Origin of the sequence: Nonomuraea dietziae (genome assembly GCF_014195505.1) — a bacterium.
In the GTDB taxonomy this organism is placed as follows: domain Bacteria; phylum Actinomycetota; class Actinomycetes; order Streptosporangiales; family Streptosporangiaceae; genus Nonomuraea; species Nonomuraea roseola.
On the sequence record NZ_JACIBV010000001.1, the window covers coordinates 1,483,157 to 1,503,808 of the forward strand.

Here is a 20,652-nt window from a genome sequence, read left to right on the forward strand (position 1 = left end):
GCTTGGCATCGGAACAGGCCGGGCATCGGGGACGCAGATCGAGAGAATGGGGGTTCGCATGCTGGGCGATCTTCTGGGACAGCATCAGGGGCAGATCACGGGAAGGCGGGTCCTGCCCTTCGAGGAGGGGGGCACGCCGGCCGTCGAGGTCACGTACGAGGCCAAGGGCCGGCTCCTCGCTGCCGACATCACAGAAACGGGCACCTACGTGGCCATGCCGCGTCCCGGCGGGACGTTGGCCGGCGAGGGGCAGGGTGTCCTGATGACCGCGGACGGCGACATGGTCACCTGGAAGGGGCAGGGCGTCGGCCGCTTCATGGAAGGGGGCAGGACCGTCTGGCGGGGCGCGATCTTCTACCGCACGGACTCCCAGCGCCTCGTCCAGGTCAACGGCGCCATCGGCCTCTTCGAGTACGAAGTGGACGACAGCGGGAAGACCAGCGCCCAGGTATGGGAATGGAAATAGCGACACCACGAGGGCCGGTCGCCGTGACGGCGACCGGTCTCGGTCGTGGCCTGCAGCAGGTCCGAGATCCTTCGCCTGCCACATCGGTGTGGCCCGGACCGGACGGCACACGGGCTCTGCCACAGGTGGTGGCCGGCGCGACAACGACGTGGCGGCCGCTGCACCACGCGCGCTCGCCCGCGTGCGAGCGCGCCGAGGTGGTCACACAGCAGGCGTGCTCAGCCAGCGATCGAACCACGCGCGGGTACGCCGCAGCACGTCGAGTTGGTGGTTGCGTTCCAGGATCGAGTGGCCTTCCCTCGGGTAGACGACGAACTCGTGCTCGACCCCGAAGCGCCGTAGCGCACGATGGAAGTACGTGGACTGGCCGACGGGCACATTCGTATCGTCCTCACCGTGCAGGATCAGCACCGGAGTGCTGATCTTCGAGGCGTAGGAGATGGGGCTGAGCTGGTCGTGGCGGTGCGGGCCGGCCGCCTCCCAGCCGCAACTGCCGCCGAGCCCCGCGTCCCAGATGCCCCACTCGCCCGTGGCGACGAGCATTCCCCAGTGGCTGATGCCCGCGCCCATCACCGCGGCCTTGAACCGGCTCGTCTGCCCGACGGCCCAGGCGGCCATGAACCCGCCGTGGCTCCACCCGCCGATCCCGAGCCGGTCAGGGTCGGCGATGCCGTCGGCGATCAGCAGGTCGATGCCGCTGGTGATGTCCGTCCACTCCTGCGTGCCGACCGCTCCCGCGACGGCCGCCGCGAAGGCGTGCCCGTGGCCCTCGCCGCCTCGCGGATTGGGCAGGAAGATCGCGTATCCCGCGGTCGCGAGCCACTGCGCCGACGGGCTCGTGCCGAGCAGGAACTGGTCGGCGTACCTGGCGTACGGGCCGCCATGCACCAGCGTGATGAGCGGAAACGGGCCGTCCTCGCGACTCCTGCCGACGGGCAGGATCAGCAACCCGTCGAGGTCGAGCCCGTCGCGCGCGTGGTAGGAGAGGCGTTCCTGCGTTCCCCACCTGATCTCGCGCAACTCAGGCCTGGTGTCGCTGAGCCGGGCGAGCCGACCGGCGGGCGGGCCCGCGTGGACGTTCCTCGGCTCGTAGGCCGTGCTCGCCAGTACGGCGACGGCCTCGCCCGAGCGGCCGGCCGTCAGGGAGGCCGCATAGCCCTTCAGGCGCGACATCGGCTGGAATCGCCGGGTGCCGGGATCGAGCCGGTGGATCGCGGTGTCGAGCCCGTCGGCGAACAGCGCCAGCGGCGGCCCGTCCGCGACCTGGGCCAGGCCGGAGGGGCACATGGCCATGCCGCTGGTCAGGTTGTGATGTTCCTGGGCGGCGTCGTTCTCGGGCACCGCCAGGTCGAAGACGGCGCGGCCCCCGACCGGGCCGGGCGGGGTCGTCGCCAGGTAGCACAGGTGCCAGCTGCCGTCCGTGCTCCACCAGGTCGGCGAGGAGGCCTCCAGCGCGCCCTGGCCGAGATTCTGGATCTTCATGGTCTCCGGGTCGACCACGTGCAGCTCGAAGGTAGGGCTGACGGGGTCGAGTTCCGGGGTGGGCCGGCTGAGCACCGCGAGCGGCCCGCCGTCCGGGCGCTGCGTCACTTCGACGACGTGCCTGTCGCCGAGTCCGTCCACCACGCGCGACCGGCCGGTGTCCAGCTCGAGCAGCCGTAACCGGCCGTAGGGCACCTGCTGTCCCCACACCTTGGCGTCGTCGCGCTCGGCCTTCCTGCGCTCGTCCTCGTCGCTCGGCGGGTCCTCGGCCATCACCGCGACCCGCCGGCCGTCGGCAAGCGGAAGATGGTCACGGATTCCGCTCCGCCAGGTGGTCAGCGCCCGCGCCTGCCCGCCGTCGACCGGGATCCGGTGCAGCTGGGCGGTGCCTCGCGTCAGCCGATCGGATTCGAAGAAGAGCGAGGCCGAGTCCGGCGCCCAGCGGGGGTTGGAGTCTCTTGCCCTGCCCTCGGTCAGTTTCCTGGGCGGTGAGCTCCCGTCCGTGGCGGCGACCCAGAGGGCGCTGCTCGGATGCTGCTCTTCGCGCGTGATCGCGGCGACCGTGTAGGCGACCCAGCGGCCGTCGGGAGAGATCACCGAATGCAGCGGCACGGCGCCGTCCACGATCAGCTGTGGCGTGAGCTCGTTCATCAGACTCCTCCGGCATCAAAGATGACGCCTTTCTTGGCATGGGTCCGTGGCAGTGGGCGCGTGCGATCTCCAGGGCGCAGCGGGCCGCAGGTCGTTCCGGCCTCAGCGGCTCACGGCGGTCTGCCGTTCAATACGCGACAGCTTCTCGGGATTGCGCACGTGGTAGGCGCCGGTGACGTAGCCGTTCTCCACTCGCACCGCCAGCACACCGTCGATCTCACCGTTGACTCGGACGAGCAGCCCCGGGCCGCCATTGATCTGCACCAGCTCGACCGACCTTTCCGCGTCGCGCTTCCACCAGCCGACGGCCAGCAAGCGAGCAACGTTGCCGGCCCCCACAACGGGCCGCAGCAGGGCATGTTTGACTCCGCCGCCGTCGCTCAGGGCGACGACGTCCGGCGCGAGGATGTCGAGCAGGCCCTGCAGTTCGCCGGTTTCGACCGCTCGTTGGAAAGCCTGGAGGGCGGCTCGATGCTCGGCCGGCGAGCCGGTGCCGCGTGGCCGGCGCGCGGCCACGTGTGCCCGAGCCCGATAGGCGATCTGACGGACCGCGGCCGGGCTCTTGTCGACGGCCTCGGCGATCTCGTCGTAATCCAGATCGAAGACCTCGCGCAGCACGAACACCGCCCGCTCAATCGGCTGGAGCGTCTCCAGCACCAGCAGCATCGCCATCGAGACGCTGTCGGCCAACTCCACGTCCTCGGCCACGTCAGGCGCGGTCAGCAACGGCTCGGGCAGCCACGGTCCGACGTAGGACTCCTTACGCCGGCCGAGCGCACGCAGCCGGTCCAGCGCCTGCCGTGTGACGATCCGCACCAGGTAGGCACGCTCCTCCCGCACGGTGTCAAGGTCGACGTCGACCCATCGCAGCCAGGTCTCCTGAAGGATGTCTTCGGCGTCGGCGGCCGAACCGAGCATCTCGTAGGCGACGGTGAACAGCAGGTTGCGATGGGCGACGAACGCCTCGGTAGCGGAGTCGACGCGATCGGCACGGTCGAGCGGTCCCGGTGTGTCCGTCGTTCGCTCGCTGCGCTCGCTCATGCCTGGCTCCTGCCTGTCCGCACTTAGCTCTACCACACGCACGAGACGCCGTTTCCGACCGTTTTGTAACACCTGCGATCGGTGGTCCACGTCACACGACAGCGCTGTTACGGGGGGCGGGTGGCCGGCGTCTCGTGTTCGTCAGGACGCCGCGCGAACGATCCGTACGGCAGGCAACGCCACGAGTCGAGTTTTGAGAAGGAAAGCCCTCGCCATGTCCACACCCACGACGACCGACCTCCGGTCGCGCATGCCCAACCCCCTCCCGTTCGTCCCCGAGATGGCGATAGTCGCCGAAGGCCTGCACAAGGTCATGAAGAACGGCTCGATTCCGCAGGTCACCATCCACCTGCTGCAGCTGCGCGCCGGGCAGATGCTCGGCAGCACGTACTTCACCATCAGGGAAACCGGCAACCTCCGCCAGGCCGGCGAATCAGAGGAGCGCATCACCGCCGTGGCGACCTGGCGGGACGCCACCTACTTCACCGACGCCGAACGGGTCGCACTGGAGCTGGTGGAGGCCGTCCTGTCCCCCAACCCGTCCGGGGAGCGCGTCCCGGACGAGCTGTACGCCAAAGCGTCCGCGCACTACGACGACAAGGCACTCTGGACGCTCATCATGGCGATCGCCCACATCGGCTTCTTCACCCCCGCCGCTCTCATCGCCAAGCCGATCCCCGGCATGCCGCCCGGCCAGAACTACAGCGAGTAACACGGAACAGGCTCGGGGTGAGGACACGCCGAGCGTTCCTCACCCCTGAGGTGCGGCTGGTGGCAGCATCACGCCCTGCCCGTTCGACGAGACGTCTCCACGAACGGCGAGTTCGGCGCATCGCCCCGTCGTCGTACCACTAGAACACCATTCGGCACCCAAGAAAGGCATGGAACATGAGCATCCGTAAGGTCGCGGTGGCAGGAGCAACCGGGCGGCTGGGACGTCACGTCGTCGACGTCCTCTCTGAACGGGGGCACCAGGTCGTTCCGATGTCCCGAGCCACCGGCGTGGACATCATCACCGCTGAGGGCCTCGCGGAGGCCCTCAGCGGGGTCGACGTCATCATCGACGTCGCGTCGTGGCACTCCTCCGACCAGCAGGCGGCGACGGAGTTCTTCCGCACGGCGACCCGCAACCTGTACGAGTTCGGCCAGGAGGCAGGAGTCGGCCAGATCGTCGCCGTGTCCATCATCGGCGCCGACAAGGCCACCGCCGGTTTCATCGCGGCCCAGCAGGTGCACGAGGCGGCCAACCTGTCCGGCCCGCTGCCCGCCCGCCTCCTGCGGGCCGCGCAGTTCCACGAGTTCGTCGGTCAACTCCTGGACTGGCAGCAGGGCGACGTCGCCTACATCCCGGCCCTGCCCACCCAGCTCGTGGCCTGCCGTACCGTGGCCGAGGAACTGGTGGACCTGGCCACCGACCCCGACGCGCCCGCCCAGCCCGCTCCCGGAACACCGATCCCCGAGATCGCCGGGCCCCGCAAGGAGATCATGGCCGAGGCGGCCACCCTCCTCGGCGCCCGCCGGGGCATCAAGGTCGTCGGCGTCGACGGCTCCGGCATGCCCGATGCCGAGACCGCCGCCAGCGGCGGGTTCCTGCCCAGCCCTCACGCCAAGCTCGCCGGCCCCACCTTCCAGGAGTGGCTCGACACCCAACCCTGACACGGTCGTCGGCACGACGCCGCACACCCCGCCCGGCACCTCGCTCCGGCCACCCCTCCCGCTACTGCGGAAAGCAGCCCTGCCGCCAAGCCGCCCACCGAGCCCGCCGCCGCGCCGCCGCCCACACGCCATGGTTGGGCGGCCGCCTGGCCGCCGACCTGGCCGCCGACCTGGCCGCCACGTTGCCCGTCATCCCGGCCGTAGTCGACGGCGAGGACCAGGCCGCCGAGGCCGAGCCGCCGAGGCCGAGCCGCCGGCCGGCTGGGAAGGCGAGCTCGGCGAGCCGGCCCACCGCCTGATCAGGCCCGCCGCTCGGGTCGGCGTCAACAGAGGAAAAGTAGCTCTACTCACAACCTTTACCGGCGATTCGCAGTCAAAGCAGAGCATGATGAAGACGATGATCGGAGCCTCGCTCCTCGCCGGCTCGCTGCTGGTCTCCGGCGCCACCGCGGCGGACGCCCAGACGAAGCCGACGCTGGGTCCCGACGGTTATGGCGCCGTCAAGCTCGGCATGACCGTCAAGCAGGCCAAGACGACGGGGGACGTCGTCAAGAAAAGGCCGGGCCACGGCGGCTGCTCCGGCTGGGACCTGAAGAAGTTCCCGACCCCCAAAGACTCGGTCGGCATCTACATCTCGCCGAACGTGGGACTGGCCGCCATCTTCGCCGCGAAGGGCATGAGAACCCCGGAAGGCATCAAGATCGGCTCCACCGTCAAGCAGGTGAAGGCGGCCTACCCGCGCATCAAGAGAGACTTCCACGGCTTTTATGTGATCACGGTTCCCGGCAACAAGAAGGCTTACTACACCTTCGGCGTCACGCACGGCAAGGTCACCGAGTACGGCATCGCGCTCACCAAGCAGGACTGTTTCAACTAGTGGAGCAAGTCTCCTGAATCAGGTCCTTTTCTCGGGTAGGCGCGATGGGGCGCAAGATGGACTCGTTTCCTGAGGTCAAGCGCCGCGGAAGCATCTGTCGAGTTCCTTCGCCGAGCTGTTTGTCGACGTTGATTCTCGACTCGGGTTCTCGCTCACCACCTGCGACCTGTGGTCTTCCGACGCGGTCGCGACACCGAAGCGAGCGGTTCACAGAGAACTACCTTGCCCCGGGTGGCACGGACCCGAGTGGAGGGCCGATCAGGCTCGCCAGCGTGATCGCCACCAACGCTCGTGACCGCCGGGCCGTCGCCGCCGACTGGAGACACGCCGCCCTCACCACCGGGCTTCGTCGCTCGCCGTCGCCCACCGCGGTGGGCGACGGAAGCCTCGTGCCTTGATCTCACGGTGAGATCTCACGGTGAGATCTCACCGTGAGTTTCCGGACTCTCTGGAGCTGCACGCCGCCCGCATCGCCGGCACGCATCCCGGGGGGGACGCGCCCTGCTGCGCGCGCGGCCACGCGGGTGGGCGCGTAGGTGTGCGGGCGCGAAGCAGACCGACGAGGAGTGGCAGGAGTTCCTCGGACACTTCGAGAGGCGCAAGCTGGTGAGCAGTGCGGCCGAGCATACGGAAGCAGCTGTTTCCTCGAGCACGCCTGTGTTCGATCCCGGTACTGATCGTGGGGCCAGCCGAACGGCCCCGCGCCTGGAAGAGATCCGGGGGAACCTCCATGCCAGGATCGCCGAAGCCGAACGTGAAGGATGGCTAGGCGACGTCGAGCAACTGGCCGTCAGCCTCGCCACCGATGCCAAGATCAGCCAGATTGACGCCAGGGAGCGGCGGAAGGACTCGCCGGTGTTCATCGGCATGCCACCGATCGGCCAGCTCGTAGGTCGGGAAGCTGAGAACCGGGATAAGACGGGCTGACTGCATCAAACGCCCTTCAGAACACGATCAAGTGCCGCCCGGCCTGCAGGTCCCCAGTTCGGCTTCCCGCCGGGAATGCCCCGATCCCCGTTCTGCCCCATGAGCATCAGGAAGAGGCTCTTCATAGCGGCCAGCCCGCGGGCGCGCCGGATCGCCGCCTCGTCCGCGTGCCCGTACGCGTCGAAGAACCGTGCGGCCGCGCCCGCGGGGAGCAGCACCCACGCGGCGCCGAGGTCCCACGCCGGATCGCCGGCGAACAAGGCACCGAAATCGATCACGCCCGAGAGCGTCCCGTCCGAGACGACGACATTCGCGGGATGGAGGTCACCGTGTACCCACACCGACGGGCCCTCCCACTCGGGGGCCGCGACGGCATCGGCCCAGACGGCCCGGACGGCGGGGACATCGCCGACGGCGTCGGGGTCAATGGCCTGCAAGAACTGCTCGAAGCCGCCCGTGCACCTCTTCGGGTGAGCGCCGAAGTCCGAACCGGCCGGGGCCTCGGCGGGCGCCTCCACATGGAGCGCCCTGAGGAAGCCCGCCAGGATGTCGGCCGCGTGGGCGCCGCGGCTGATCGAGCCGTGGTCCAGCGGCTCGCCGGGAACCCACGTCATCACGGTCCAGTGCTTGGGGAAGCGCTCGGACGGTTCTCCGAACCGCACCGGGGTCGGTACCGGGAGCGGCAGGCGCGGGGCCAGCACGGGTAGCCACCGCCGCTCCTTGAGCTGGAGCTCCGGGGTGGGGTCCATGCGCTGCATGCGCACGGCCAACTCGTCCCCGAGGCGCCACATGTGGTTGCCCCAGCCGCCCGCCACCTCGCGGATGGCCAGCCCTGCAAGGTCTGGATGTTGCTCCTGCAGCAGGTCGCGGACCAGGTCTGCGGTGATCTCGATCTCGGTGTCGGTCATGCGGGGTCACAGTACTGAGGCGGCAGGCGGAACGGCTCTCGCTCTCCGGAGCATCTCGTTGTGACTCCTCTGGCATCACCGATTCGCTTTCAGAGCGCTGCAGATCAGAGGCTTTGGGACGAACGGCCCTGTAGTTCAGAGAATCCTGCATTCGGTGCCCACTCTTGCGCATCGACGCCAGCGTCGGCTCCAGGAGATCCGCGACAACCTGCTCCCCGCATCACCGAAGCCGAGCGCGAGGGCTGGACCGGCGAAGCCGAAGGGCTCCACGTCAGCCTCGCCGCCGCCCAAGCCAGACTCGCCCAGGTCGACGGGCTCATCGCCCGCCGCAACGCCGCCGTCGATCTGGGCATGCCCACCTATCGCGACCTGGCCAGACCTCACCTCCTCTCAGGAGACCGCGCGCTGCAGCGGCTCGTCATCGCGTCGCGTGGCCTTGGCCGGCATCCGCACCGGGCCGATGCGGTCGGTCCGGGACCGGCAGACCGGCTTGGCCCGGGGTACCAGCGGAACCGGCATGCGATCTCGGCCGGCTCGGGCGATGTCCGCCTCACGGTGGTGCCCTCCTGTCATATGGCGAGCGTGGGGTTCACCAGGTCACGATCAGCCGGGCTCCCGGCCGGTCGATGAGGTAGCCGGCTGAGAGCGCCTCATCGGGGGTCCGGGCCGGGTAGGCGGTGATGGTCGGCAGGGACGGGCGTGCCCGGTCCCACTCGTGCAGCAGGCCGCCCAGGTGGGTGCTCGCGCCGGGGCCGTGGGATATCACCCCGAGCTGGGGATCAGCTCCTCGAACTCGGTGCGCGTCAGGCCCCTCGCGGTCGTGCCGCGCACGTGGTGATCGACCAGGTCTGCGTGTGGATCTCCAGGCAGCCGCCCACGCCCTGAACGACTCTAGGCCGATCGCCTTCCGTTGGGGCGGCCGGCCACGCGCGCTCGGTGACGCGTATCCCTGGACAGAGCCCGGCCCCGCGCCCAGGGTGGCGGCCGGGTGGGGCGTGCCGTACAGCAGGGGAGGACACAACGCCGCCGTGCCGGATGCGGAGACTCAGCGCGGCCGGAGTTCGCCCGAGCCTCGGGGGATCAGCCGGGTCGGCACCAGCGTCTTCGTCATGCGCGATCGGTCGCCGTCCAGACGGGACAGCACCAGCGCCGCCGCCGCCGCACCGATCCCCGCCGGGTCCTGGGCGACCACGGTCAGCGGCGGGTCGAGGACCTCGGCCAGCGGCAGGTCGTCGTACCCGACGAGGGCCACATCCTTGCGTCCCGCCTTGGCCAACCCGACCACCGCGCCCGTCGCGGCGAAGTTGTTGGCGGCGAACAGCGCGGTCGGCGGGTCCGGCAGCGCCAGCAGCCGCTCGGCCGCCGCGGCGGCGGCCTCGGCGGAGTGGCCGGTCTCCACCAGTCCTTTGTCGAACGGCAGGCCCGCCTGCGCCAGCGCGTCCCGATAGCCCTGGAATCGTTCGCGCCTGGTGTAGAGCGTCGCGGGCAGGTCACCGATGAAGCCGATCCGGCGATGGCCGTGCGCGATGAGGTGCGCGGTGCCCTCGCGCGCCCCCTCCCGGTTGGAGCTGACCACGCAGTCGGCCGCCAGCCCCATCGCGGGCCGGTCGAGGAAGACGATGGGCAGCCCGGCCTCACGTTCGGCGCGCAGATAGCGGTGGTCGCCCGTGGCCGACGGCACCACGAGCAGCGCGCTCACCCTGCGCGCGAGGAACGTGGCGACCAGGGAGCGTTCGAGCTCCTTCGTCTCGCTGGAGGAGCCCACGATCACGGTCAGGCCGCGCTCGCGCACCGCGCTCTCGATGCCGCCCGCGACGGTGCCGAAGAAGGGATTGCCCATGTCGGGGATGACCAGGCCGATCGCCGCGTCCCTCGCGCCGACCCGCATGTTGCGGGCCATCAGGTTGGGTTGGTAGCCGAGCCTGCGCACGACCTCCATGACACGCGCCCTGGTCTCGGGGGCGACGGGGCCCTCCTCGTTGAGGACCCTGGAGACGGTCTTGGCGGTGACGCCGACCTCACGGGCGACGTCGGTCATCGTCGGGCGCCGTGCGCTCGCCATCGAACCTCCCCGTTGTCGGGAACAGGGTAGCGGGATCACGAAAGGCCGATCGCCTCCGCGGCCCCCTTGTCGGCGATGACGGCCTTGCCGTCCGCCACGTCCATGGCGCCCGTCATGATCGCCACCACCTCGGCCATGCTGTGGTCGCCCGGCTTGATCTGCGCGACCCTGCGGCCCAGCCGCTGGACGTGGATCCGGTCGGCGATCTCGAAGACGTGCGGCATGTTGTGGCTGATCAGCACCACGGGCAGGCCGCGGTCGCGGACCCTGCGGATCAGGTCGAGCACCTGCCCGGACTCCTTCACCCCGAGCGCGGCCGTGGGCTCGTCCATGACGACCACGTGGGAGGCCCACGCCACCGCCCTGGCGACCGCGACGCCCTGCCGCTGCCCGCCCGACAGCGACTCCACGGGTACGGAGAGCGAGCGCAGCCCGATCTTCAGCGCGGCCATGTGCTCGGCGGACTCCGCCCGCATGCGGTGCTTGTCCAGCATCCTGAACACCTTGCCGAGCAGTCCGGGCTTGCGCAGCTCCCTTCCGAGGAACATGTTGGTGGCGATGTCGAGCGAGGCGGCGATCGCCAGGTCCTGGTAGACCGTCTCGATCCCGGCCCTGCGCGCCTCCAGCGGGTCGCCGAAGCGCACCCGTTTCCCGTCGAGCAGGATCTCGCCCGAGTCGGGCTGGATGGCGCCGGTCAGCGCCTTGATCAGGGTGGTCTTGCCGGCGCCGTTGTCGCCGATGACGGCGAGGACCTCGCCGGGCAGCAGGTCGAAGTCGGCGCCGTCGAGGGCGGTGACGTGTCCGTAGCGCTTGACCAGGCCCCGCGCCTGGAGAACTGGCGTGGTCATCGGGTCCTCCTGCGGGAGAGCTGGTCGACGGTGACCGCGAGGATCACCAGGATGCCGGTGATGAGCGTCTGGTAGATCGACGGGACGCCCATCAGCTGCAGGCCGTTGCGGAACACGCCCACGATGAGCGCGCCGATGAGCGTGCCCATGACCAGGCCGCGACCGCCGAACAGGCTCGTTCCGCCGAGGACGACGGCGGTGATGCTGTCGAGGTTGTCGGTCTGGCCCGCCTGCGGGTCGCCCACACCGGTGCGGGAGACCAGCAGGAGGGCGGCGATGCCGTACACCAGGCCGGCAAGGGTGTAGACGCCGACGGTCAGCCGCGAGGTGCGGATGCCGGTGAGCCTGGCGACCTCGGGGCTGTTGCCGAGGGCGTAGACGTGCCTGCCCCATGCGGTCTGGCCGAGCAGGTAGGCGAACAGCAGGAAGAGCGCGATCGTGAGCACGGAACCGTAGGTGACGCGGGTGCCGCCCAGCTGGAAGGTCTGGCCGAGGAAGGTCAGCTCGTCGGGCAGGCCCGTGACCGTCTGGTCCTGGGAGTAGATGTGGGTGAGGGCGAAGACCACGTTCAGCATGCCCAGCGTGACGATGAACGGCGGCAGCGAGATCCGCGTCGCCAGCGTCCCGTTGACCAGACCGAACAGGGCGCACACCGCCAGGCCGGCGGCGATCGCGAGCAGTGGCGTCATGGACAGGGCCAGCTTGGCCATCACGATGCCGCCGAAGGCCATGATCGCGCCGTTCGACAGGTCGATGCCGCCCGTGAGGATGATCAGTGTCTGGCCGATCGCGAGCGTGCCGACGACCATGACCTGCTGGATGATGAGGGAGAAGTTGCCGCCGGTCAGGAACTGCGGGCTGTTCAGTGAGAAGAACGCGCAGGCGATCACGAGCGCGGCCAGCGGGCCGGCCGTCGGCGTGGTCAGGATCCTGCGCGGCAGGGTCGCTTCGATGACGGCCATGTCAGCCCCAGCAGTTGGCCAGGCCGAAGGCGGTGTCCTTGGCGGCCACTCCGGCGACGGGCTTGTCGGTGATGAGCGTGACCCCAGTGTCGGTGTACCCGGTGGCCTTCTTGCCGCCCTTCGCGAAGTCGGTGACGGCCTTGACGCCGCTCTCCGCCATCTTCAGCGGGTACTGCTGGGAGGTGGCGGCGATCTGACCGCTCTTGACGGCCTTGGTGCCGGTGCAGCCGCCGTCGACGGAGACCACGAGCACGTCCTTGTCGATGCCCTTGGCCTTCAGCGCGGTGTGGGCGCCGAGGGCGGCCGGCTCGTTGATGGTGTAGACGAGGTTGATGTCGGGCGCCTTCTGCAGGCAGTTCTCCATGGCGGTCTGGCCCTTGGACTGGTCGCCCTGCGTGTCTTGCGAGCACACGATCGACGGGTCGCCCTCGGCGACGCCGAAGCCCTTGAGGAAGCCGTCGTGGCGGAGCTTGCCGACGGTGATGCCGGGAGCCAGGTCCAGGGTGGCGATCTTGGCGGGCTTGCCGGCCATCGCGGCTTTGGCGTACTGGCCGATCAGCTCGCCCGCCTTGAAGTTGTCGGTCGCGAACAGCGCGTCGGTGGCGTCCTGCGGTTCCGTCGGGGTGTCCAGGGCGATCACCAGCACGCCCGCGTCCCTGGCCTTCTTGATGGCGGGCACGATGGCCTTGGTGTCGCTCGGTGTGATCAGGATGCCCTTCACTCCCGCGGCGACCATGTTCTCGATGGCGGTGATCTGGCTGGCGTTGTCGCCGTCGAACTTGCCCGCCGCGCTCATGAGCTCGGCGCCCTGCGCCTTGGCGGCGGCGGTCGCGCCCTCCTTCATCTTCACGAAGAACGGGTTGGTCTCTGTTTTCGTGATGAGGCCGACCTTGACGGTGTCCGAACCTGAGCCGGACGGGGTGCCGCCGCCGCATCCGGCGGCCATAAGCGCTGCGGCCCCGAGGCCTGCGATGAGTCGTTTCATGGCGGGTTTTCCTCACATGAGCTGGACAGACCCGGTGTCATCGTTGACATATGTCAACGTTGACATCCGCTGTGCTGCGATGATGAACTCCGTTTCGGGAAACGTCAATGCCCTGGGCCCGTAACAAAAGGGCAACAACGGAAAGGCAGGCAGATGATCGCCGTCCTTGGTGAGTGCGTCGCCGACGCCTTCGCCGACAGGCGCCCGGGCGAGCTGGCGATGCGGGTACTGCCAGGCGGCGGGCCCAGCAACACCGCGGTCGCCCTGGCCCGCCTCGGCACCGCCGCCAGATTCCTCGGGCGTCTATCGGACGACGTGTTCGGCGAGCTGTTCCGCGAGCGCATGGCCGCCTCCGGGGTCGACCTGTCGGCGTGCGTGCGGGCCCGCGAGCCGAGCACGCTGGCCGTCGCCACCCTGGACGCCGAGGGGCAGGCCCGCTACTCCTTCCACGCCGAGGGCACGGCCGACTGGGGTTGGAGCGCCGCCGAGCTGTCGGATGACCGGCTCAGCGGCGCGTCCTGCCTGCACACGGGGTCGCTGGCACTGGTCAGGGAGCCAGGAGCGAGCGCGGTGGCGGAGTTCGCGGCGCGGGCCGCGGCGACCGTCTCCATCGATCCCAACGTACGGCCCAGCCTCGCCTCGCGAGAGGACTATCTGTCGCGGATGCCGCAGTGGTGCGCGCTGGCCGACATCCTGAAACTCAGCGCCGACGACCTGGCGTTCCTGATGCCGGACGTCTCGATGGTCAGGGCGTGCGAGCTCTGGCACACGGCGGGGGCGCGGCTGATCGTGGTGACGATGGGGGCCGCGGGGGCGCTGGTCTCGCTGGACGGGGCTGTGGTGACGGTGCCAGCGGAGCCGGTGGAGGTGGTGGACACGGTCGGCGCGGGAGACTCCTTCACGGCGGGGCTGCTGCACCGGCTCGAGTCCAGGGGACTGCTGGGCGGGCGGCTGGACGGGCTGGACCTCGCCTCGGCCGCCGAGGCCGCCGCCTTCGGGGCCACGGTGGCGGCGCTGACCTGCGCGGTGGCGGGCGCCGACCCACCCTGGGCCGACCAGCTCACCTCCCAGCCCACGCCCTGACCCACGCTCCCGCCCTCGGCCAGCCATGGCGACGAGAAGGCGCCCGTCGCCCGGTGGGGAGGCGGGTGCTCCGAGGTGCGAGGGTCAGGCGGCGCGCTGGACGCGGTGACGACCGTGGCCTCCTTCTTGATCCCGTTCACTGTCACCGCGACCAGCACCTGACCGCGCCGTAGCGCCGTCAGCGTCCCCGTCGCGGGGTCGAGCGCCGCGACGTGCCACGACTCCATGTGACTGAGCGCTTCAGTTGGCGGATCTGCGCTTGAGTTGGCGGGCTCTGCGCGCACTGAGGGCGGGCGAGAGACCAGACCACATCTCGGCTCGTTTCTCGGGCGACCTCGCTGACGTGCTCGTGGTGCGAGAGCTGGGGCTGGAGACGTGGGCGCGTCTCTCAGTCGATCTACGTGTCGGCAAGGTGATCGGCGCTGCAATAGCGCCCGTATCGACGCTCGCCTATTCACGCGACGTCTCTCCGGAGGACGAGCGGCTCTTTGGCGTGTTTGCGGCGCATCGCCGAGACAGGAGCTCGGCGTTGTCGGCCATGTCGGGAGCAGACGCCGGCTGGATGGAGGAGAATCATCCGCTCGAGCTCCGCGATCCCGCGGCGCTTGGTCTCGAACGCGTCGATCAAGACCCGCGGTCGATCGTTACGTCGCCCGTGCGGTACGTCGGGCTCGGCCTCACCGCCGGTGCACATGCACCGTCGTGGCCAGGATTCGCGGAGCCGGATGCCCTCTCCCAGCTTTGGGAGACGAGCGACCAGCTGATGCGGCACCGCACCGTGCTCGGCGGCCGTTTGGAGGCTCAGGTCGGCGGCCGCCACGGTCGCGCCAGCGGCGAGCAGAAGGTGGTAAGAGAGAGACGGTGTGATCATCGCCTCCTGCAAGCGCGTGAGGGACTGCATGCACCAGCCGCACGAACCAGTGGAGACAAAGGTGTTGGACGAGGACATCACAGAGCAGCAGGCCAGCATCGTCGCCCTGCTGCTCCACCATGCGCACACCCCACTCACCGGCTCCGTGTACATCCGCGGAATTCTTCCGGCACCGGCATCCGCGCCATCGGTGTGCGTGGTCCTCGGCCCCTCGAACGGATCAGTCGACGAACCGGACCAGATGGTCGGCTATGACATCCCCTTACACGTCGACGATCACTACCTGACCGGCATGGACATCGCCGGGATCCTCCGCACCATCTGCACAGGCGGCGGCCCTCGACCCCAGCAGCCGCGTCGGCGACCTGATGGGGATCCCCCTCATCACAGTGGATCCCCGGTCGGTCGTTCCCTCCGCGCGCACACCCGAGGACAACGCCTACACGATCCTGCGCACCCTTGTGTGTCCCTGGACAGAAGACCGGCTTGATCCGCTCCTGCTCGGCTTCCTCTTCCACGCCGCAGACACACTCCGGCTCTACCTGGCCTCCAGCGAAGTCCCTGACGGCGTCGTCGCGGTGGACACGCGCCCATCAGGAGCCCTCACGGCTCTCCTGGCCGCGCTTCCCTCCCTCATCACCGAGAGCTACCGCTACGCCGAACCCGATCCTCACTCCATCCGCCTGGTCGACCTCACCGACTGGTAGGAGCCGCCTTCTCTGCTGCGGATCCAGACACCCGCTGAACCGGGAGGACGGGTTGCTCCGCATGCCCCACCGATCTTCGCGAGCACTACGAGCGGCTCGAACGGTCGGTGGAGTGGAGCGAGAGGGCTCGAGCTGTCGGCTCGGCTGAGCGGGCCACCTCGACGCCCGAGGCTGGCGCGGACGGCGGGGTCGCGGCTGCGCTGCCGCGCGGGTTCGTCTCCCGCCGCTCCGTCCTACGGCCGCTCGGGTGGCCTCGCCGAGTCCGTAGGGGTGTGCTCCCAGCGTTCGGCCAACAGGGCGGGAGCGGGTGCGGTGCCTGGCAGCGGCGGATGGCCCGGGCGCAGGCCGTCGAGAGCGATGGCGATCATGCGCCTGCGGGCATTGCGGGCCGCGTCGGCCAGGTCGGTACGGCCCTGCCGGTCGAGCTGCTCGATCAGGGGGGACTTGCCGAGCTGCTCGATCAGCAGCGAGATGTCCATGGCCGTGACGTCCTGCCTGAGCACTCCGGCGACGTGCGCGCGCTCGACCAGCTCTCGCATCAGCTGGTCGGACCTTGTGAACCTGGTCGCCATGTCGTCGGTGACGGCGATCGTGCCGGCCAGCGGCCCGAGTGAGCCGCCGCTGAACTCGACGCCGGCATTGACGTAATGGACGAGCCCCTCCCAGGGGTCGTCGTGCTCAAGACCGCGTTCGGCGGCCTCGATCCATTGGTCGAGCGAGAGCGCGCACAGGTGTTGAAAGAGCTCGTCCTTGGAGCGGTAGCGGCGGTAGAGGCTGGCGACACCGACTCCCGCACGCGCGGCGATGGTCGCCACCGACGCGTGGGCTCCATCCACGGCCAGGACCTTCTTGGTGGCATCGAGCAGTGCGTAGTCGTTGCGCTCTGCTTCGGCGTGCCGGGGCGCTTTGCGGGCCATGCCTCCACCGTACCGCTTTGCGAAGCGATTCACTCCGTTATAGATTTCAAACGAAGCGAATCGATCCGTTTGGGGTGGCGTCATGCGAGCCGTGGTGATGGAAGAGTTCGGGGGGCCCGAGGTCCTGCGGGTGCGACAGGTCGACGACCCTGCGCCGGGCCCGGGGCAGGTGCTCGTGGCGGTGGCCTACGCGAGCATCACCTTCGTCGAGACGCAGGTGCGCTCGGGCAAGGGGCCCTTCGGCAGGCCGCCGCTGCCGCGCGTACCGGGCAACGGCGTGGGCGGCAGCATCCTCGCCGTCGGGCCCGAGGTGGACCCGGCTCTGGTGGGAACCGTCGTGGTCACCACCACCGGCGGCGAGGGCGGCTACGCCGAGTTGGCGCTGGCGCGGGCACAGGACGTGGTCCCTGTCCCCGCGGGGCTGGAGCTGAAGGACGCGGTCGCCCTGCTGGCAGACGGACGTACGGCGCTGCTGCTGCACCGGCAGGCGGAGGTCAGGCCGCGACAGCGGGTCCTCGTGGAGGCCGCGGCGGGAGGCGTGGGCAGCCTGCTCGTGCAGCTCGCCGCCGCCGAGGGGGCCCAGGTGATCGGCGCCGCCCGAGGAGCGGGGAAGGCGGGGCTGGTCACCTCGCTGGGCGCGGCCGCCTACGTCGACTACTCTCTGCCCGGCTGGCTGGACCAGGTCATGGAGGCGACCGGGGGCGCGGGAGTCGATCTGGTCTTCGACGGCGTCGGCGGCCGGATCGGCACAGTGGCGGTCGGCGCGCTGCGCGAAGGCGGACGCGTGAGCATCTACGGAGTGGCGAGTGGCGTGGAGGCCGACCTGGACGAGGAGGAGCTCCGCAGGCGCTCCATCGCCGTCATCGGCCTCACGTCCGCGCCGAGCCCGGCGATGACGCGCGCTCTCATCGCCGACGCGCTCGATCTGGCGGCAGGCGGGAGGCTGCGGCCTGTCATCGGCCAGACCTTCCCGCTCGACGAGGCCGCGGCCGCGCACCGGGCGATCGAAGCGCGGGCCACGACGGGCAAGACCCTACTCGTCCCAGGCGCCCATGTCCGCGGCTGAAGCGCCGGAGCTCCCGGTCAGAGCCGGAGCGCGGGAGTGGGCCGCTCTGGCGGTCCTGGGCGTCCCCGCCGTCCTGGTGATGATGAACATGTCGGTGCTCTACCTCGCGCTGCCCAGCCTGAGCGCCGAGCTGAGGCCCGGCGGCGCCCAGCTGCTGTGGATCACCGACATCTACGGCTTCATGGTCGCGGGAGCGCTCGTCACCATGGGGACGCTCGGCGACCGTCTCGGGCACCGCAGGATCCTGCTGATCGGGGCCGTCCTCTTCGCCTGCGCCTCCGTTCTCGCCGCCTGCTCCACCAGCGCGGGCATGCTCATCGCGGCGCGGGCGGTCCAGGGCATCGCCGCGGCCTGCCTGGCGCCGTCCTCGCTGGCGCTGATCCGCGCCCTGTTCCCCGACTCCAGGCAGCGCACCCTGGCCATCACGATCTGGATGATGGGCTTCATGGGCGGCGGCGCCCTCGGCCCGCTGGTCGGGGGCGTGTTGCTGCACTTCTCTTGGTGGGGGGCGGTGTTCCTGCTCGCGGTTCCCGCCATGGCGCTGTTGCTGGTGACAGGGCCGTTCCTGATCCCCGAGTCGCGCGCCACGGCCGCAGGGCGGCTGGACGCGGTCAGTGTGGTCCTGTCGCTCCTGACTCCTCTGGCGATCGTGTTCGGCATCAAGGATCTCGCGGTTCACGGCTTCGCGCTGCCGTCCGCCGGGGTCCTGGCCGCCGGCCTGGCGATCGGAACGATCTTCGTGCGCCGCCAGCGGCGGCTTGCCCACCCGCTGCTGGATCTGACGCTGTTCCGCATCCCCGCCTTCGCCGTGCCGATCGCGGGAATGGCGCTGGTCGGCATCCTGCTGTTCGGCACCAGCCTGCTCACCTCGCAGTACCTGCAGCTGGTCCTCGGCTTCTCGCCGCTGGAGGCGGGCCTGTGGCAGCTGCCCACGGCGGTCACGGGCACCGTCGTGGCACTGGTGGTCTCCGCCCTCACCGACCGGATCCGCCCTGCCGTCCTCATGACGGCAGGAGCGACCCTCGCCGTCGCGGGTCCTGTCCTGCTCACCCAGGCGGACGACAACCCCTTCGTCCTGGTGTGCGGCTCCGTCGCGCTCTTCGCAGGGCTGACCCCGTTCATGGCCCTGGGCACCAGCCTGGTGGTGGACGCGGCGCCGTCCGAACGCGCGGGAAGCGCCTCGGCGATCTCCGAGACCGGCACCGAACTCGGCGGCGCGCTGGGCATCGCCGTCATGGGCAGCGTCGCCACCGGCGTCTACGGCGGCTACCTGACCGACCACCTGCCCCCAGGGGTTCCGCCCGAGGTCGCCAGGGCCGCCCGCGAGACGTTGCCCGCTGCGCTCGAGGCCGCCCGGCGGCTTCCCGAGAGCATCGGCGTCCCGTTGGCCGAGGCCGCCAGAGAGGCGTTCACCCACAGCCTCCACGTCCACGCGCTCATCACGATCCCCCTGCTCGCCGCGCTGGCCCTGCTGACCCTGACCCTGCGGCGCACGACATCGCGTTCGGCTGAAAGGACCAGATGATCATGGAGGTCGAGGCCTACTTCGACGTCCTGTACCCCTGGTGCCACATCGGCAAGAGGCGACCAGCCTCGGCGTCGAGGCCGGACTCGAGCTTGCCCAGGTGCTCGAGCTCCTGAACGACGACGCGTTCGCCGCCGACGTGCGGGTCGAGGAGCGCCCCGCCGTCCTGAGCGGGATCAGCGGCGTCCCCGCGCTCGTCATCGGCGGAGGCCCACCGGTCTCCGCCGTTCAGGAACCCGCCGCGCTGGTCCGCCTCCTGGAGCGCGCGACAGCGTCCTGCGGCGCCTGTCTCCTCGACCGGCCCCGGCAAGGCATTCCCTTCTCCGGCTGCGGCGGGGGTAAGCCTCGGGCCCCCGCCGGCCGTCCGGGTTTCGCCTGGCCACGCCAGGTTAGTGATCAGGTCGACGGGTCGTGGCGGATCGAGGAGGCACCGATGACGGCAGACCAGCGCAAGGGCGGCGCGACCATGCCGTCGGAGGTCAGCTCGCGGCTGTCATTCTTCGATCGCTTCGCCACCAAAGCGGCCGGCTTCGTCTCCGGCGCGTGGTTCTTCGCGATGTGCGTGCTGCTGGTGCTGATCTGGGCGCCGTCCTACTTCGCGTTCGGCAGCGTCGACACCTGGCAGCTGGTCATCAACACCGCCACCACCATCGTGACCTTCCTGCTGGTCGCGCTTCTGCAGAACACCCAGAGCCGCGCCAACGACGCCGTCCAGCACAAGCTCAACGCCATCGCGGACGGCCTGGCCGACCTGATGAGCCAGATGGCCGAGAGCCAGGACGCCCAACGCCTGCGCGATGACACCAGAGAGCTGAGGGAGGCGGTCGGCCTGGAGAACAAGGAGAGCGCCTGACCCGTCGAAGGCCGCCCGCACGCGGACCCCGGGCGCAGTGACGACAGGCTCGCTCAGTACTCGGCTCCGGCTCCGAGGTGGGTGAAGAAAGAGGACACAAGGTGTCGGGTTTGGGGTCGAGCATGGTTGGCAACCGGTCGACGGTCGATGGCGCCCGTGAGTCGGGCAGTACGAATAGACAAGGACCTCCATGCGTGAAACGGCAGAAGATCTCAAACAGCTCCAGGCTCTCCTCGACACCTCCCTCTCCCGCTCCACCTCGCACCTGCGCTCGATCATCAACACCGAGCGCACGCTGACCGCAGAGCAGCTCACCCAGGTCCTTACCGGCATGTGCACCCTCGCCCTGTCCACCGTGACGGCGAAGGGCGAGCCCCGGATCAGCGGTGTGGACGGGCACTTCCTGCACGGGAAGTGGCACTTCGGCACGGCGCGTGGCGCCGCCAAGGCCCGCCACCTCGCCGCCCGCCCCGCCGCCAGCGTCGCGCACATGCGCGGGGAGGACCTGGGCGTGTTCACGCACGGCACGGTGGAGATCCTCAACCCCCAGGACGGCGAGCCGGCCCCGGACTGGTCAAACCTGCTCGCCTACTTCAAGGACTTCTACGGCGACGACTCCTTCGACTGGGACAACGACGTGGTCTACTACCGGCTGCATCCGCACTGGATGACCGTCTACGCCCCCGATTTCGCGAAGCTCACTGCGGCATCCCCGTCCTGATCAGTCGATGACGAGCGGCCGCGCTACGCATGCGGGCGCGGCCG

The 20,652-nt window shown here is 69.9% G+C and carries 22 protein-coding genes; 12 read left to right on the forward strand and 10 right to left on the reverse strand.

What is annotated here, in order from left to right:
- Nucleotides 1-58 precede the first annotated feature (58 nt).
- The gene (locus FHR33_RS07240; RefSeq protein ID WP_183645195.1) at nucleotides 59-466 is read left to right on the forward strand and encodes a hypothetical protein; all 408 of its coding nucleotides are present in this window, start codon (nucleotides 59-61) and stop codon (nucleotides 464-466) included.
- Nucleotides 467-667: 201 nt separating this feature from the next.
- Here the strand turns inward: FHR33_RS07240 and FHR33_RS07245 are convergent, their stop codons facing one another.
- Both FHR33_RS07245 and FHR33_RS07250 read right to left on the reverse strand, forming a co-directional pair.
- Nucleotides 668-2,599 (reverse strand): S9 family peptidase, encoded by a 1,932-nt coding sequence (locus tag FHR33_RS07245; RefSeq protein WP_183645197.1) that lies wholly within the window; start codon nucleotides 2,597-2,599, stop codon nucleotides 668-670.
- A 102-nt stretch (nucleotides 2,600-2,701) separates the two neighbouring features.
- Nucleotides 2,702-3,640 (reverse strand): RNA polymerase sigma-70 factor, encoded by a 939-nt coding sequence (locus FHR33_RS07250; RefSeq protein WP_183645199.1) that lies wholly within the window; start codon nucleotides 3,638-3,640, stop codon nucleotides 2,702-2,704.
- A gap of 214 nt (nucleotides 3,641-3,854) precedes the next feature.
- Here FHR33_RS07250 and FHR33_RS07255 point away from each other — a divergent pair, with 214 nt between their 5' ends.
- From FHR33_RS07255 to FHR33_RS07275, 5 genes are all read left to right on the forward strand, one after another.
- The gene (locus tag FHR33_RS07255) at nucleotides 3,855-4,352 is read left to right on the forward strand and encodes a carboxymuconolactone decarboxylase family protein (RefSeq protein ID WP_183645201.1); all 498 of its coding nucleotides are present in this window, start codon (nucleotides 3,855-3,857) and stop codon (nucleotides 4,350-4,352) included.
- 176 nt (nucleotides 4,353-4,528) lie between these two features.
- Nucleotides 4,529-5,296 carry an SDR family oxidoreductase gene (locus FHR33_RS07260; protein WP_183645203.1) on the forward strand — a complete coding sequence of 256 codons (768 nt, stop codon included), beginning with the start codon at nucleotides 4,529-4,531 and terminating at the stop codon, nucleotides 5,294-5,296.
- A gap of 134 nt (nucleotides 5,297-5,430) precedes the next feature.
- A complete protein-coding gene (locus FHR33_RS07265; protein ID WP_183645205.1) occupies nucleotides 5,431-5,595 on the forward strand; it encodes a hypothetical protein in 165 nt (54 codons plus the stop codon).
- A gap of 89 nt (nucleotides 5,596-5,684) precedes the next feature.
- Nucleotides 5,685-6,173, forward strand: a complete 489-nt coding sequence (locus FHR33_RS07270; protein WP_246451704.1) for a hypothetical protein — start codon at nucleotides 5,685-5,687, stop codon at nucleotides 6,171-6,173.
- Between the two features lie 606 nt (nucleotides 6,174-6,779).
- The gene (locus tag FHR33_RS07275; protein ID WP_183645207.1) at nucleotides 6,780-7,100 is read left to right on the forward strand and encodes a hypothetical protein; all 321 of its coding nucleotides are present in this window, start codon (nucleotides 6,780-6,782) and stop codon (nucleotides 7,098-7,100) included.
- A 5-nt stretch (nucleotides 7,101-7,105) separates the two neighbouring features.
- Here FHR33_RS07275 and FHR33_RS07280 read toward each other — a convergent pair whose 3' ends face one another.
- The 6 genes from FHR33_RS07280 to FHR33_RS07305 all read right to left on the reverse strand — a co-directional run bounded on the left by FHR33_RS07280 (nucleotide 7,106) and on the right by FHR33_RS07305 (nucleotide 12,865).
- Nucleotides 7,106-8,008 carry an aminoglycoside phosphotransferase family protein gene (locus tag FHR33_RS07280; RefSeq protein WP_183645209.1) on the reverse strand — a complete coding sequence of 301 codons (903 nt, stop codon included), beginning with the start codon at nucleotides 8,006-8,008 and terminating at the stop codon, nucleotides 7,106-7,108.
- 589 nt (nucleotides 8,009-8,597) lie between these two features.
- Nucleotides 8,598-8,774: a hypothetical protein gene (locus FHR33_RS07285; RefSeq protein WP_183645211.1), complete on the reverse strand. Its 177-nt coding sequence runs from the start codon at nucleotides 8,772-8,774 to the stop codon at nucleotides 8,598-8,600.
- Between the two features lie 279 nt (nucleotides 8,775-9,053).
- Nucleotides 9,054-10,070 carry a LacI family DNA-binding transcriptional regulator gene (locus FHR33_RS07290; RefSeq protein WP_183645213.1) on the reverse strand — a complete coding sequence of 339 codons (1,017 nt, stop codon included), beginning with the start codon at nucleotides 10,068-10,070 and terminating at the stop codon, nucleotides 9,054-9,056.
- A gap of 35 nt (nucleotides 10,071-10,105) precedes the next feature.
- Nucleotides 10,106-10,918, reverse strand: a complete 813-nt coding sequence (locus tag FHR33_RS07295; RefSeq protein WP_183645215.1) for an ATP-binding cassette domain-containing protein — start codon at nucleotides 10,916-10,918, stop codon at nucleotides 10,106-10,108.
- The gene (locus FHR33_RS07300; RefSeq protein WP_183645217.1) at nucleotides 10,915-11,880 is read right to left on the reverse strand and encodes an ABC transporter permease; all 966 of its coding nucleotides are present in this window, start codon (nucleotides 11,878-11,880) and stop codon (nucleotides 10,915-10,917) included. Before FHR33_RS07300 ends, FHR33_RS07295 begins: the two co-directional genes overlap by 4 nt.
- Before the next feature lies 1 nt (nucleotide 11,881).
- Nucleotides 11,882-12,865 carry a sugar ABC transporter substrate-binding protein gene (locus tag FHR33_RS07305; RefSeq protein WP_183645219.1) on the reverse strand — a complete coding sequence of 328 codons (984 nt, stop codon included), beginning with the start codon at nucleotides 12,863-12,865 and terminating at the stop codon, nucleotides 11,882-11,884.
- Nucleotides 12,866-13,018: 153 nt separating this feature from the next.
- On the opposite strand from FHR33_RS07305, the gene FHR33_RS07310 reads away from it, so the two are divergent.
- Nucleotides 13,019-13,948 carry a carbohydrate kinase family protein gene (locus FHR33_RS07310; protein ID WP_183645220.1) on the forward strand — a complete coding sequence of 310 codons (930 nt, stop codon included), beginning with the start codon at nucleotides 13,019-13,021 and terminating at the stop codon, nucleotides 13,946-13,948.
- Nucleotides 13,949-14,402: 454 nt separating this feature from the next.
- Here FHR33_RS07310 and FHR33_RS07315 read toward each other — a convergent pair whose 3' ends face one another.
- Nucleotides 14,403-14,972, reverse strand: coding sequence for a hypothetical protein (locus FHR33_RS07315; protein WP_183645222.1), 570 nt, complete (start codon nucleotides 14,970-14,972; stop codon nucleotides 14,403-14,405).
- A 236-nt stretch (nucleotides 14,973-15,208) separates the two neighbouring features.
- Here FHR33_RS07315 and FHR33_RS07320 point away from each other — a divergent pair, with 236 nt between their 5' ends.
- Entirely contained in the window at nucleotides 15,209-15,526 is a 318-nt protein-coding gene (locus FHR33_RS07320; RefSeq protein WP_183645224.1) for a hypothetical protein, read from the forward strand.
- A 233-nt stretch (nucleotides 15,527-15,759) separates the two neighbouring features.
- Here the strand turns inward: FHR33_RS07320 and FHR33_RS07325 are convergent, their stop codons facing one another.
- Complete coding sequence (locus FHR33_RS07325) at nucleotides 15,760-16,443, reverse strand: TetR/AcrR family transcriptional regulator (protein ID WP_183645225.1); 684 nt, start codon at nucleotides 16,441-16,443, stop codon at nucleotides 15,760-15,762.
- An 82-nt stretch (nucleotides 16,444-16,525) separates the two neighbouring features.
- On the opposite strand from FHR33_RS07325, the gene FHR33_RS07330 reads away from it, so the two are divergent.
- The 4 genes from FHR33_RS07330 (at nucleotide 16,526) to FHR33_RS07350 (ending at nucleotide 20,608) form a co-directional block, all read left to right on the forward strand.
- Complete coding sequence (locus FHR33_RS07330; protein WP_183645226.1) at nucleotides 16,526-17,509, forward strand: zinc-binding dehydrogenase; 984 nt, start codon at nucleotides 16,526-16,528, stop codon at nucleotides 17,507-17,509.
- The gene (locus tag FHR33_RS07335) at nucleotides 17,496-19,034 is read left to right on the forward strand and encodes an MFS transporter (protein ID WP_183645227.1); all 1,539 of its coding nucleotides are present in this window, start codon (nucleotides 17,496-17,498) and stop codon (nucleotides 19,032-19,034) included. The genes FHR33_RS07330 and FHR33_RS07335 overlap by 14 nt, the downstream gene beginning before the upstream one ends.
- 40 nt (nucleotides 19,035-19,074) lie before the next feature.
- Entirely contained in the window at nucleotides 19,075-19,887 is an 813-nt protein-coding gene (locus tag FHR33_RS49920) for a low affinity iron permease family protein (RefSeq protein WP_312895403.1), read from the forward strand.
- A 190-nt stretch (nucleotides 19,888-20,077) separates the two neighbouring features.
- Nucleotides 20,078-20,608, forward strand: a complete 531-nt coding sequence (locus FHR33_RS07350; RefSeq protein ID WP_183645228.1) for a pyridoxamine 5'-phosphate oxidase family protein — start codon at nucleotides 20,078-20,080, stop codon at nucleotides 20,606-20,608.
- Nucleotides 20,609-20,652: the final 44 nt, after the last annotated feature.

Coding starts and splice junctions, on each gene's coding strand:
- FHR33_RS07240 (WP_183645195.1), top strand. CDS start 59: ATGCTGGGCGATCTTCTGGGACAGCATCAGGGGCAGATCACGGGAAGG.
- FHR33_RS07245 (WP_183645197.1), bottom strand. CDS start 2,599: ATGAACGAGCTCACGCCACAGCTGATCGTGGACGGCGCCGTGCCGCTG.
- FHR33_RS07250 (WP_183645199.1), bottom strand. CDS start 3,640: ATGAGCGAGCGCAGCGAGCGAACGACGGACACACCGGGACCGCTCGAC.
- FHR33_RS07255 (WP_183645201.1), top strand. CDS start 3,855: ATGTCCACACCCACGACGACCGACCTCCGGTCGCGCATGCCCAACCCC.
- FHR33_RS07260 (WP_183645203.1), top strand. CDS start 4,529: ATGAGCATCCGTAAGGTCGCGGTGGCAGGAGCAACCGGGCGGCTGGGA.
- FHR33_RS07270 (WP_246451704.1), top strand. CDS start 5,685: ATGAAGACGATGATCGGAGCCTCGCTCCTCGCCGGCTCGCTGCTGGTC.
- FHR33_RS07280 (WP_183645209.1), bottom strand. CDS start 8,008: ATGACCGACACCGAGATCGAGATCACCGCAGACCTGGTCCGCGACCTG.
- FHR33_RS07290 (WP_183645213.1), bottom strand. CDS start 10,070: ATGGCGAGCGCACGGCGCCCGACGATGACCGACGTCGCCCGTGAGGTC.
- FHR33_RS07295 (WP_183645215.1), bottom strand. CDS start 10,918: ATGACCACGCCAGTTCTCCAGGCGCGGGGCCTGGTCAAGCGCTACGGA.
- FHR33_RS07300 (WP_183645217.1), bottom strand. CDS start 11,880: ATGGCCGTCATCGAAGCGACCCTGCCGCGCAGGATCCTGACCACGCCG.
- FHR33_RS07305 (WP_183645219.1), bottom strand. CDS start 12,865: ATGAAACGACTCATCGCAGGCCTCGGGGCCGCAGCGCTTATGGCCGCC.
- FHR33_RS07310 (WP_183645220.1), top strand. CDS start 13,019: ATGATCGCCGTCCTTGGTGAGTGCGTCGCCGACGCCTTCGCCGACAGG.
- FHR33_RS07315 (WP_183645222.1), bottom strand. CDS start 14,972: ATGTACACGGAGCCGGTGAGTGGGGTGTGCGCATGGTGGAGCAGCAGG.
- FHR33_RS07325 (WP_183645225.1), bottom strand. CDS start 16,443: ATGGCCCGCAAAGCGCCCCGGCACGCCGAAGCAGAGCGCAACGACTAC.
- FHR33_RS07330 (WP_183645226.1), top strand. CDS start 16,526: ATGCGAGCCGTGGTGATGGAAGAGTTCGGGGGGCCCGAGGTCCTGCGG.
- FHR33_RS07335 (WP_183645227.1), top strand. CDS start 17,496: ATGTCCGCGGCTGAAGCGCCGGAGCTCCCGGTCAGAGCCGGAGCGCGG.
- FHR33_RS07350 (WP_183645228.1), top strand. CDS start 20,078: ATGCGTGAAACGGCAGAAGATCTCAAACAGCTCCAGGCTCTCCTCGAC.